The sequence below is a fragment of the Alkalicoccobacillus gibsonii genome (assembly GCF_016798245.1).
GTDB classification, from domain to species: Bacteria; Bacillota; Bacilli; order Bacillales; family Bacillaceae_D; genus Alkalicoccobacillus; species Alkalicoccobacillus gibsonii.
The window spans coordinates 144739-156915 of the sequence record NZ_JAEUZA010000001.1; the positions used below are offsets into that span (position 1 = coordinate 144739).

General features: G+C 37.9%; 14 protein-coding genes. 11 read left to right on the forward strand and 3 right to left on the reverse strand.

Features of this window, described 5'->3' with window-relative positions; genetic code table 11:
- Positions 1-15: 15 nt before the first annotated feature.
- From JNO66_RS00795 to JNO66_RS00805, 3 genes are read left to right on the forward strand one after another with little or no spacing between them, the layout of a single operon-like run.
- Entirely contained in the window at positions 16-2913 is a 2898-nt protein-coding gene (locus JNO66_RS00795) for a DUF3427 domain-containing protein (RefSeq protein WP_203086314.1), read from the forward strand.
- On the forward strand, positions 2910-3392 hold the full coding sequence (locus JNO66_RS00800; protein ID WP_203086315.1) for a GNAT family N-acetyltransferase: 483 nt from the start codon (positions 2910-2912) through the stop codon (positions 3390-3392). The genes JNO66_RS00795 and JNO66_RS00800 overlap by 4 nt, the downstream gene beginning before the upstream one ends.
- A 36-nt stretch (positions 3393-3428) precedes the next feature.
- A complete protein-coding gene (locus JNO66_RS00805; protein WP_246483142.1) occupies positions 3429-3944 on the forward strand; it encodes a DJ-1/PfpI family protein in 516 nt (171 codons plus the stop codon).
- Between the two features lie 445 nt (positions 3945-4389).
- Here JNO66_RS00805 and JNO66_RS00810 read toward each other — a convergent pair whose 3' ends face one another.
- Positions 4390-4785 carry an NUDIX hydrolase gene (locus JNO66_RS00810; protein WP_203086316.1) on the reverse strand — a complete coding sequence of 132 codons (396 nt, stop codon included), beginning with the start codon at positions 4783-4785 and terminating at the stop codon, positions 4390-4392.
- Between the two features lie 43 nt (positions 4786-4828).
- Here JNO66_RS00810 and JNO66_RS00815 point away from each other — a divergent pair, with 43 nt between their 5' ends.
- Together JNO66_RS00815 and JNO66_RS00820 are read left to right on the forward strand one after the other, a co-directional pair.
- A complete protein-coding gene (locus JNO66_RS00815; RefSeq protein ID WP_203086317.1) occupies positions 4829-5809 on the forward strand; it encodes an NAD-dependent epimerase/dehydratase family protein in 981 nt (326 codons plus the stop codon).
- Positions 5799-6269 (forward strand): hypothetical protein, encoded by a 471-nt coding sequence (locus JNO66_RS00820; protein ID WP_210340735.1) that lies wholly within the window; start codon positions 5799-5801, stop codon positions 6267-6269. The genes JNO66_RS00815 and JNO66_RS00820 overlap by 11 nt, the downstream gene beginning before the upstream one ends.
- 37 nt (positions 6270-6306) lie before the next feature.
- Here JNO66_RS00820 and JNO66_RS00825 read toward each other — a convergent pair whose 3' ends face one another.
- Complete coding sequence (locus tag JNO66_RS00825; RefSeq protein ID WP_203086319.1) at positions 6307-7398, reverse strand: metallophosphoesterase; 1092 nt, start codon at positions 7396-7398, stop codon at positions 6307-6309.
- A gap of 164 nt (positions 7399-7562) precedes the next feature.
- Between JNO66_RS00825 and JNO66_RS00830 the strand changes: the two genes are divergently transcribed.
- Positions 7563-8642, forward strand: coding sequence for a response regulator aspartate phosphatase (locus tag JNO66_RS00830; protein ID WP_203086320.1), 1080 nt, complete (start codon positions 7563-7565; stop codon positions 8640-8642).
- Positions 8643-8671: 29 nt separating this feature from the next.
- Positions 8672-8794: a hypothetical protein gene (locus JNO66_RS20735; protein ID WP_273753136.1), complete on the forward strand. Its 123-nt coding sequence runs from the start codon at positions 8672-8674 to the stop codon at positions 8792-8794.
- A gap of 39 nt (positions 8795-8833) precedes the next feature.
- Here JNO66_RS20735 and JNO66_RS00835 read toward each other — a convergent pair whose 3' ends face one another.
- Positions 8834-9088 (reverse strand): hypothetical protein, encoded by a 255-nt coding sequence (locus JNO66_RS00835; RefSeq protein WP_203086321.1) that lies wholly within the window; start codon positions 9086-9088, stop codon positions 8834-8836.
- Positions 9089-9222: 134 nt separating this feature from the next.
- On the opposite strand from JNO66_RS00835, the gene ruvA reads away from it, so the two are divergent.
- The 4 genes from ruvA (at position 9223) to queA (ending at position 12162) form a co-directional block, all read left to right on the forward strand.
- On the forward strand, positions 9223-9831 hold the full coding sequence (gene ruvA / locus JNO66_RS00840) for a Holliday junction branch migration protein RuvA (RefSeq protein WP_203086322.1): 609 nt from the start codon (positions 9223-9225) through the stop codon (positions 9829-9831).
- A gap of 18 nt (positions 9832-9849) precedes the next feature.
- Positions 9850-10851 (forward strand): Holliday junction branch migration DNA helicase RuvB, encoded by a 1002-nt coding sequence (ruvB, locus tag JNO66_RS00845; RefSeq protein WP_203086323.1) that lies wholly within the window; start codon positions 9850-9852, stop codon positions 10849-10851.
- Entirely contained in the window at positions 10848-11060 is a 213-nt protein-coding gene (locus JNO66_RS00850; RefSeq protein ID WP_203086324.1) for a DUF2905 domain-containing protein, read from the forward strand. The genes ruvB and JNO66_RS00850 overlap by 4 nt, the downstream gene beginning before the upstream one ends.
- 76 nt (positions 11061-11136) lie before the next feature.
- Entirely contained in the window at positions 11137-12162 is a 1026-nt protein-coding gene (gene queA, locus JNO66_RS00855; protein WP_203086325.1) for a tRNA preQ1(34) S-adenosylmethionine ribosyltransferase-isomerase QueA, read from the forward strand.
- The last annotated feature ends 15 nt before the right edge of the window (positions 12163-12177 follow it).

The following is a 12177-nucleotide window of genomic DNA, read 5'->3' on the forward strand; positions in this document are numbered from 1 at the left end:
TAAAGCAGGGTGAATATGTATAATTTCCTAGAGAATCTAGAGGCATCTTTACATAAAGGGTTTGTCAATCAGCATCACACAAAAGCTACAACCTACCATCCACAATTGTTAGTGAACCATACTAATGTTAGTAAAAGCGTACTAGATACTTTAGTTAGTGAGCTTGAAAGCAGTCAATCATTTATATTTTCCGTAGCCTTTATCACTGAAAGTGGTCTCGCCACATTAAAGTCTGTTTTGTGGGACTTAAAAGAAAAAGGAGTAAAAGGTAGGATATTAACATCGACTTATTTGACCTTCAACCAGCCAAAAATATTTAGGGAACTAATGAAAATTGAAAATATAGAAGTGAGGTTAACTAGTCTCAAAGGATTTCATGCAAAAGGGTATATTTTTGAGAAGGATAGTCATTATTCTTTGATTGTAGGTAGCTCTAACTTAACAGCCCATGCGTTAAAAGTTAATTATGAATGGAATGTAAAACTTACTTCTCATGTAGATGGAGAAATTATTCATCATTTTAAAGATCAATTTGAAGATGTTTGGAATGTTTCTCACACTTTAACCATGTCCTGGATTGAAGATTATGAGAAAAGATACTCATTAGAAAAACAGCGTCAAGAAATTCAACAAGTTATTGAAATGCCAGGACAATACTTAAATCCATTAGAAGAAGCACTCCGTATTGAGCCGAACAAAATGCAAGAAGCAGCATTAATGGAAATTGAATTACTGCGAAACTTAGGCAAACGTAAAGGTCTAATTATTTCAGCTACAGGAACAGGAAAAACCTATCTATCAGCCTTTGATGTAAGAAGATTTGCTCCAAAGAGAATGTTGTTTATTGTACATCGAGAACAAATATTACATAAAGCAAAAGAAGATTTTAAACGAGTGCTTGGTGGGCTTGATGAAGAATTTGGTGTCTTAAGTGGAAATTCAAAAGATTTAGAGAAAAAGTATCTGTTTGCAACCATACAAACAATCTCAAAGCATGATATGTTAAATCAATTTTCTTCTAGTACTTTTGATTATATTTTAATTGATGAGGTCCACAAAGCTGGGGCTTCTTCGTATTTGAGAGTCATGGATCATTTTAATCCTTCTTTTCTGATGGGTATGACCGCTACTCCTGAGCGAAGTGATGATTATAACATTTATGCGCTATTTGATTACAATGTAGCGTATGAAATTCGTCTTCAAGAGGCACTTGAAGAAGAGATGCTTTGCCCGTTTCATTACTTTGGAGTAACTGAGCTTGAAATTAATGGTTTGGTCATAGATGAGTCAAGTGCCATTAATCAATTAACAACCGAAGAACGCGTGAAGCACGTAATTAACAAAATAAATTATTACGGTTATTCAGGGAATCGTCTTCATGGTCTTATGTTCTGTAGTCGTAAAGAGGAAGCGCATTCTTTATCAAGTGCGTTAAATACATTTGGGTACAGAACGGCAGCGCTAACTGGTGAACATTCTCAAAGCGAGCGCGAACGAAGAGTAAAAGAACTTGAAGCAGGAGAACTCGATTATATCCTAACAGTTGATATATTTAATGAGGGAATTGACATACCTTGTGTAAATCAGGTGGTGATGCTTCGCCAGACGGAATCTAGCATTATCTTTATCCAACAGCTTGGAAGAGGACTTAGAAAACATCATTCAAAAGAGTTCGTGACGATTATTGATTTTATAGGAAATTATAAAACAAATTATCTCATTCCAATAGCATTGTCAGGTGATCAGTCCTTAAACAAAGATACAATAAGAAGGAAGACCAAAGACACAAGCTACATCAAAGGTGTATCTTCAATAAATTTTGAGGCTATAGCCAAAAATAAAATCTTTCAAGCGATTGATGCAAGCAAATTATCTACTTTAAAAATATTAAAAGAAGCATATATTGAACTAAAAAATCGCTTAGGAAGAATACCATATCTTAAAGATTTTCTAGAGAACCATTCTGTAGATCCTGAGGTTTTAGTTGGAAAAAGTAATTACTATGAATTTCTAGCAAGGATGAAGGAAAACACACCTTTTATTAGTGAATATGAGAAGGAAGTATTGACGATGCTTTCTCAGGAGATCTTAAATGGAAAAAGGTTGCATGAAGTGATACTACTTGAATTGCTTTTAAAGAATGAAAGTGTAGCTCACTCAGAATTTAAACAGACACTTCTCACAAATGATTTAAAAACTGATGATCAAACGTTGCAATCTGTTAAAAGGCATTTAGATTTAACATTTCATGCTCAAGTGTATCGTAAAAAATACGGAGAAGAACCGGTTGTTATTACTTTAAACGGAGAGTATTCCTTTAGTAAAAGAGTTCATGATTGTATATCAACAAACTCATATTTTTACCAATTAATCAATGATATTTTGAGTAGTGCTCGCATTAAGAATAAAAAGTATACCAATCATCGGTCGCTAACCTTATATGAGAAATATTCGCGTAAGGATGTCTGTAAGCTATTAAACTGGGAAAATGATGAAAGCTCAACCATTTATGGCTATAAAACTAAGCATCAAACATGTCCTATCTTTGTGACGTATCACAAACAAGAGGATATTGATGAAAGCATTAGTTATAACGAGGAATTCTTAAACCAAGAAGTCTTAAGGTGGAGTACACGAAGTAGACGGACTAAAGCATCAAAAGAAGTAATCGAAATCATGGAAGCAAATAAGACCAATATTGATTTGCATTTATTTGTTAAGAAAGATAACGATGAAGGAACAGATTTTTATTACTTAGGTAAGGCTCATTATGCAAAAGATAGTGCAGTTGATACAAAAATGCCGGGGAAAGATGGTCGATTGCTTGACGTTGTACATATGGACTTAGTCCTTGAAAACAAAGTCGACGATAAACTCTATTCATATCTAGTTGAAGGGACGTTAAATCGATGAAACCACAAATCCACTCAAAAGGTCCATTTCTTATCACCACGGACAAAAGCCAACTTGATATTGAGGTCATTCATACCTTTCTAACAACTGATTCGTACTGGTGGGCGTACGATACACCAAAGGAATTGATCATTGAGGCCATTCAGAATTCAATTCTTTGTTATGGGGTTTATGTGAATGATGAGAAAGTAGGAGATCTTAAACTAATTGGCTTTGCCAGGGTGATCTCAGATCTTGTTCGCTTTTCATGGTTATGTGATGTCTTTATTCTTCCAGAATTTCGCGGGAAAGGGTTGAGTAAATGGTTAGTCAGTGTGATCGTGGAACACCCAAAGCTAAGTGGAACTCGATTTAACTTAGGGACAAATGATGCTCATGGCTTATATGAACAGTTTGGATTTACGCCATTGCAGGAGCCTGAGAAGAGAATGGAACGTGCAATAGATTGGGAGAAAATTAAGGTAGGTTATGAGAAATAACAAGCTGACCCTATATGAATAGCTGGAGGCAAATCAATGAAAACATACGAAGTTGGTATTCTTCTCTTTGATGGAGTAGATGCACTGGATTTTGTAGGTCCTTACGAGGTCTTTAATATGACAACGTTTCATGAGAAAGACTTGAAGAAGCTTTTAACTAGTCATCTCGATCACAAACCTTTTAATGTACATAGTGTTTCATTTGATGGCAAAAGCATCGTAGCAAATCATGGTTTAGAGATCTCTCCTCAATTTAGTTTTAAAACAGCCCCGACATTCGATATTCTTATTGTTCCTGGTGGGACTTTAAAAACAATACAAACAGTTATGAAAATAAAAGAAATAGTAGCGTGGATTAAAACACACCAACATACCTTAATTGCTTCAGTTTGTACTGGAGCACTTGTGTTAGCTGAAACAGGTTTACTAGATATGAAAAAAGCGACAACGAATCGTGCCGCGATAAAACTAATGGAGAGATCCTATCCAGATATTTCGGTTCTAAAGGATATGGCTCAATTATCACGTCCGCTGGTGTTTCCTCTGGAATGAATATGGCTCTTCATCTTGTTGAGAGACTGCTTGGTGAAGAGACAGCAAATAGGACAAGAGAAACGATTGAGTTTGAATAACCAGAAGGATTTTTATATTGTATTACTTATTTCTTTTGGAGGGTTAAATATACCATTAAACCAAATAGTGTAGTGAGTGTTCCTCTAATAAATATACCTGTAAAATAAAGGACGGTTCCGCTCTCTTTAGGCAAATATTTTGCAGAATAATAGGAAACTGCAACAGCAAACCAAAAGAAAAGAAAAACTCCAATCCATCTTAACCATTTGTTTCGTTTAGCTTTGCTTTTAGTACGATAGGTTTCTACTCTGGATAAAGAATGAGGATGTGTATCTTTATTATGATCTTGTTAAATGGTTATAATCATGCACCTCTGTTTTTAATCTAATATGATATCTTATACATTTCTCTATATTACACTATGTTAGTTTAATGTGATAAAAAACCCAGGTACTTTAACACAAAGTATTAATTCATATTTAAAAACTGTGCTAGTCATAATTGAAAGAGCTTGTTGGTAACTGAAAAAGCTAATCTCTAGGCTCTCTGAGTTTAGAGCTGGTTTACCACCTATTATTTTACCTGTCCAAAAATAATTAAAGACAGCTTTTGATTGTTCAAAAGATATCCCAGAAAAAGAATGAATGTTCACATCAAAGCCTGTTTCTTCTTTAACTTCTCTTATCGCAGCTTTTTTAAGACTTTCATTTCCATTTATGTGTCCCCCAGGAAGCTCCCATCCCCGATTGGGATCTTTTTTTAATAGGATATGTCCATCGTCATTATAGATAAGTGCCGCTGAAGTGAGAGTAAATATCATATTAATCACCCTTATTTAAAATATGTAGTATCGGAGGTTCTATATGAACAAAATCTTAGTTATGGGTGGAACTGAATTCATAAGTAAGGCAGTAGTTATTAGTTTAATAAAAAGAGGGTACTGTGTAGACTTTGTTACTAGAGGTCTAAAACGTGTGGATTTTGATGGGTATCATCAACATTTTATTACGGATCGAAAAGATAAAGAAGCACTTAAAAATTTACTTAAAGATGAACTATACGATTATATATTTGACGTGTCAGCTTATACCAAAGAAGATGTAGAAAACCTAATTGAAGCTGTGGATCGCACTCGTCTAAAACGATACATATTCATAAGCTCTGGAGCTGTATACCTATCATCAGATACCTATTTAAAAGAATCAGATGATAGGGGCTTTAATGAGAATTGGAAGAATTATGGATACGACAAGAAGCTAGCTGAGGATTATCTACTTGAACTTTATGATAAGATAGGTTTTCCGTGTGTGATCTTTAGACCTTCCTATGTGTATGGAGAAGGGAATAATTTAAAAAGAGAGTCTTTCTTGTTTGATAGAGCAGAGCACTCATATCCTATTGTTATTCCTGTATCAGGAGCTACCTTTGTACAATTTATACATATTCAAGACTTGGTAAAAGTGTTGTTAGCAACCATGAACAATCTTCAATTGGATGGGAAGGCTTTTAATCTAACGCATCCAGAAATAATTGAATGGCCAACACTTATAAAAACAATTAGGCAAATAGTGAAAAAGGAATTTGACCTGAAGGGGATCTCACAAGAGAAGATGGATCAACTAAATATAAGCTTAGCTTCCTTTTTCCCTTTTAGAGACCTCACCTATTTACTCGATAGTCACAAACTAGCTGCTTATAGATTACCATTACCATCAATTACACTAAAAGAAGGACTGACAAAGACTTACGAATGGTACTTAGCACATAATCTTTTATCTGACATCATTCGTTCAGAAGAATATGAGAAAGTCGTTGCTGCCTCGAAAACAATCGATGATAAATAGAAAAGATCATCTTCTCGGAACGTCACTAGCCATCCTAAGCACCCTATTGTTCTTCGGCCACTGCTTTATCCTTTTAAGCTATTGGCCTGAAATCCCTCAAGAGATCACCATTCAATCGAATGACACAGAAAGCAAATGGCTGTTATGGTTATTGCCTATGCTTGCTGTTGGGTTATGGTTTTTTATACATATACTCACGCGTCACCCTGAACGGCTCAATTACATTGGACTTACTGAGGAAAATAAGCACGTGATGTATGCAAAAGGTAGGCGAATGAGTTTGATCTTAAAGAACAGTGGCAGTTTAAGTCTCTTATTTGCAAATCAGGCTTTTCTTCATTCGGTTGTGGATCAGAGTGAGGCAATGCCTTTAATAATGACAGCTATACATGGTTTGATCACTGTGTTATATCCAGTTTATTTTCTTGTTTGGTCCGTTTTATCACACAAGAAAACGTAAATCCAACTCTCAAGACGTTTAAGAGAGTTGGATTTTTTTAATATTGAAATGTAACTGACATTACTTCAGAACGACTGCCAATTCGAATAGCGGGTCCCCAGAAACCGAATCCAGATGTCGTAAAGGAATGTAGTTGATCGCGTTGGAGGTAGCCCCAATCATTTTCATAAATCATGCTTGTAATAAGATTCGCAGGGAATACCTGGCCTCGATGTGTATGCCCAGAAACGATAAGATCTACTCCAGCCTCGTGAGCCTCGCTTATCTCTTTTGGCTGATGATCAATAACGATAACTGGTAACGACTCATCTGCTTTTCCCATTAAGGTGGAGATGGATTGTCTGTTTTCATCCGTTTCATCTTTTCGACCAATGATTGTTAACTCATCATTAACAGTTATAGCTTCATCCATTAAGAAGTTAAAGCCAATGTCTTTAAATTCATCTCGTAATAAGAATAGATCGCCACCATAGTAGTCGTGGTTCCCTGGAGACACATACACTCCTAGAGGCGCTTCCAATTGCTTCATGGTTTCTGTTAAGTTGTTAGCCATATATGGGGTAAAACTGTTTTCAATAATATCTCCTGCAAGAAGAACGAGGTCTGGCTGTTCTTCTTGAACGAGCTGTACAAATCGTTCTAAGTGTCGTTCGCCAATCACTTCACCAAGGTGTAGGTCTGCTGCAATTAAGAGCTTTATTTCTTCCCCTTTAACTTCTTTCGTCGGGTTATTTAGCTCAACCGTATAGTTTCGAACGGTGGGGTTCCACGCGTTAAACGAACCGTAGACCATAACAAAGACGAGAAATGCCAGCGTGACAAACCCACTCCATTTTTTCCACACACTATTCTTTTTACTTATAAAATAAACGAGGTTAATAAACGGAAGTAGAATACATAAATATCCAAAGATAATTAGCCAGTAGCCCCCTATTAGTTCAAGGGTTCTTGAAGTGAGGAACATAGCCAAAATATAAGCAGAGGACAGAAAGGCAAGTACCACGCAATAGGTTTTAAACCATGTAAACCCTATTGTTGATTTGGCCCATTTCCAACCATTATATCCGATGTAAAAATTGATAGCTGCATACACAATGAGAAAGATGACAAGTCCTAAAGTAGTATTCATTTTTAATTCTCCTGACATGAACGTTCTATGATTCTTCATTAGTATAACGAATGTTAGGTTTGTAAGATAGAATGAACACGCATGAAAAAGTGAAGTTTTTCCAAAACTTAGTGATTGTCAATATGAAAAATTTACCGGTATAATAGATGCAGGGAGGTGATTGTTTGAGAACAGCAATATCGGCGGCTATGGTGGGAGCAAAGTGCGCAGATTGGTATAGCTTCATGATCGCTAGAGAGATTGATAAATCCATTGCGATAAAAGAAGAAATTACAATGATGCTATCAGACATGGAAGAAAGTGATAAAGTCTTGGCCTACTACTCCTTGCTGGAATTCAGACATCAACTGTTACTTCAAGAGTCGAGTAGTGAATCTCACTCGCATTCTTCTGTTATGACCATACAACAATCCGACCCCTTTTTAGAGTTTTTGTATTATTTTATGAATGGTCAAAACGAATTTTACCAAAATCGATTTAAATCAGCGATTCGTTTATATGTAAAGGCTGAGGCCTTGCTTGAACACGTGACAGATGATTATGAGCGAGCTGAATTTTATCAACGTATTGGTGATGGGTATTATCGAATTAATCAATACACCTTTGCCGTTTCTTATTTAGAGATGGCGTTAGCGATATTTATAAAAGATGAATCCTATCGAGAAAAAGTCTTATACGCTGAGCTAGTATTAGCGGCGATTGATACGGAAATTGTTCGATATGATGAAGCGGAGATACGTTACCAACGTATTATGAAAGATTCTTATGATTTCCCATATGCACATTCACTTATTATAAGAGGGATTGGCATCAATCGATTACGTCAAAACCTGCAAGAGGAAGCTAAGAATTACATGGAAAGGGCGCTTGCCATTCCAGAGCACCAAGATTCGATTGTAAGTATAAAGACAAAAGCGGACCTAGCTTTTATTAAGTTGCGTTTAAAAGAAGAGGATGCGGAAAGCTTACTATTGGAGGCTGAAAAGTTAGCGTTTGAACAAGGAAACATTGAATATCAGGCAAGATGCTTAATTTGTCGTCATCTTCATGTAACTCCTGATGAAGAGTCTGTAAATAAAGGCGTTCAAATGCTAATTCACGATGAATTATATTTTGATGCGTCAGAAGTGTGCGAAGAAATCACCTATTTTTATGAAAAAAGAGGAGATTTTGAATTGGCGTTGAAATATATGAAAATAGCTCGTGATATGAATGTACTTCAATTTACCTTAGGGAGTGATTAACGATTAAGAAATGGACAAGCACACTTTGTTTGACCATTTTGTTAATCAGTATTTCAACAGGAGTCTCTCACCATGTGCATGCTGCTGATAACAAATCGGTTCGAGATGTAAGCATTACAGGTAAAGTAGATACTGGTAGAGAGAAGCCATAGGTGCATTTCCTTTTCAACGTCCTTTAGCGAGGACGCTTTTTATTTGCTTTTTTCTTCCTTTTCAAGTTCGAGTTGTGCTTTTGCTCTTGTGTAGTTAACAATTAAACGCCATATGACAAATGCAATCATGACGCCAGAGACGATGATCTTCACAGGGAGGTTCCAGTTTCCTCCTGGCACAATAAAGATAAGTGCAACTAAAATGAGAACAAAGGGAACTAAGAGTAATGTCCGGTAAAAGCGTTCCTTAGGCTGGAGTGTCATTAAGGCGTTTTCCATATCTCTTCTAAACATGAGCAGTCTCCTCTCGTTTCATCCATATGCTACCATACCCGTTTCACCTAAATTCACACCCGAATTCCGATGTGACCGAATAAGGGGTATGTGCTAAAATAGAAATAAACGTTCGCATAGGAGAGGTTATACTTTTGATTGATTATGTAAAAGGAACACTTGAAGCAATTGACACACAGTATGTGGTGATTGACCATCATGGGCTTGGTTATCAACTGTATTGTCCTAACCCATATATATATCAACATGAGCTACATAAGACGATTCAGATCTTTACACATCATTATGTGAGAGAAGATCAGATTCGTCTATTCGGTTTTCCCAGCCGAAAGGAGCGTACGCTTTTTGAGAAGCTTCTAAATGTTTCAGGAATTGGGCCAAAAGGAGCACTGGCAATTTGTGCATCAGGTCAGCCAGAACATGTGGTAGCAGCCATTGAAGAAGAGGATGAAGCCCTACTTACCCGCTTTCCTGGTGTAGGTAAAAAGACAGCTAGGCAGATTATTTTAGACTTAAAAGGAAAGCTGATTGATTTTACTGAGGAGCTACCTTCTAAAGAACCGAACTTATTTACACCTTATACTGAGCCAACAATAGATGCATTAGATGAAGCGTTCGAGGCTCTTAAAGCACTTGGATATGTAGATAGAGAATTAAAGAAAATTCGACCGAAGCTAGAAGAGGAATCGTTAGAAATTGATGGGTATATTAAAAAGGCGCTTCAACTTCTGCTTAAACGTTAATGAAAGGAGCGTGAGCATATGGAAGAACGCTTAGTTTCAGCCGAAAGCCAACCGCTTGAGGATTCAATTGAGGGCGGAATTAGGCCCCTGAGCTTTAGTCAATACATTGGCCAAGAAAAGGTTAAACGCAATCTTGAAGTCTATATTCAAGCAGCTAAAATGCGCGAGGAAAGTTTGGACCACGTGTTGTTACACGGTCCACCTGGATTAGGTAAAACAACGTTATCAGCCATTATTGCCTCGGAAATGGGCGTGCAAATGCGAACGACTTCTGGGCCTGCAATTGAGCGACCGGGAGATTTAGCAGCAATTCTTACGGCTCTTGAGCCAGGTGATGTGTTGTTTATAGACGAGATACACCGACTGAATCGCTCAGTAGAAGAAGTGTTGTATCCGGCGATGGAAGACTTTTGCTTAGATATCGTCATTGGACAAGGACCAACAGCCAGGTCTGTTCGTCTCGATTTGCCGCCGTTTACTTTAGTTGGTGCGACGACCAGGGCAGGGATGATCTCTGCACCACTTCGAGACAGGTTCGGGGTTGTTGAACGATTAGAGTATTATAATGAGAATGAATTAGCGGATATCATCCGTCGTACAGCTGATATTTTTGTGACGGAGCTAGAAGAAGGGGCAGCAGAAGAGCTAGCACGCCGGGCAAGAGGCACACCAAGAATCGCCAACCGGTTGTTAAAAAGAGTACGTGACTTTGCGCAGGTGGACGGTGAAGGCATTATTACGTATGATTTGGCAACTGGTGCACTTGAAAGGCTTCAAGTAGATAAGCTGGGACTCGATCATATTGATGATAAATTACTCCGAGGAATGATCGAAAAGTTCAGAGGTGGTCCAGTAGGATTGGATACCATTGCTGCAACCATTGGAGAAGAATCAGATACCATTGAAGATCTTTACGAGCCCTACCTATTACAAATTGGATTTATCCAGCGAACACCTAGAGGACGGGTTGTCACACATTCCTGTTACGAACATTTTAAGCTTGAGGTACCAGGCGAATGAATGAAGCTCCTAAATTCCTTATCATAGCAGGAATCATCTTAGTCATTGTTGGGTTGCTATGGTACGTAGGAGGTAAGTTCCTACCGATTGGAAAGCTGCCTGGCGATATCGTGATTAAACGCGAGAATATGACGTTTTATTTTCCATTAATGACGTCTATCGTTGTAAGTGTTGTGCTTAGTTTATTGCTCTTTCTCTTTAGACGCTAAGAGCTTGATTTGACAAGATAAGTCCGTTATTCTAATGAAGGACTAACGAATGATGAGATAAAAAGGTGACATAGATATGAATGTAGAAGATTTTGATTTTGATTTACCAGAAGAACTTATTGCGCAGACGCCGCTTCTTGATCGAACGGCGTCTCGTTTGCTTGTTTTAAATAAGGAAACAGGACAAACAGAGGACCGTACGTTCTCTTCGATTGTTGACGAGTTTGAGTCAGGTGACACATTAGTTATTAATGATACCCGTGTCATGCCTGCACGACTCCGCGGCGCAAAGAAAGATACTGGTGCCGGTATTGAATTGCTTCTACTTAAACAAGTAGAGGGTGATCGATGGGAGACGTTAGCGAAACCTGCGAAACGAGTGAAGGTTGGTACCGTGGTTGAATTTGGAGATGGCTTGCTAAAAGCAACGTGCGTATCAGAGGGAGATCAAGGTGGTCGAGATTTTGAGATGAGCTATAATGGAATCTTTCATGAAGTGCTCGATCAGCTTGGTGAAATGCCACTTCCTCCTTACATTAAAGAAACGCTGGATGACCGTGAACGGTATCAAACGGTCTATTCTAAAAATATTGGCTCAGCAGCTGCACCTACGGCCGGCTTGCATTTTACAGATGAGTTACTTGATCAATTGAAACAAAAAGGAGTGAGTATCGCTCCCATCACACTACATGTAGGACTTGGAACATTTCGCCCGGTTAGTGTTGATACGATTGAGACTCATCAAATGCATTCTGAATTCTATCAAATGACTGCTGAGACTGCAGCGATTCTTCAAGCAACAAGAGAGCGTGGGGGTCGAATTATAGCAGTAGGGACAACCTCAGCTCGTACGCTTGAAACCATTGCATCAGCTCAAGCAGAGTTTAAGGAAGCGTCAGGTTGGACAGATATCTTTATTTATCCAGGGTATACCTTCAAGGCAGTAGATACCTTAATTACAAATTTCCATCTTCCTAAATCAACACTCGTTATGCTTGTGAGTGCACTTGGAGGACGTGAAAACATCTTACGTGCGTATGCTCACGCCGTACAAGAGAACTATCGCTTCTTCAGCTTCGGCGATGCGATGCTTATTAAGTAACAAGAGGGGACTAAG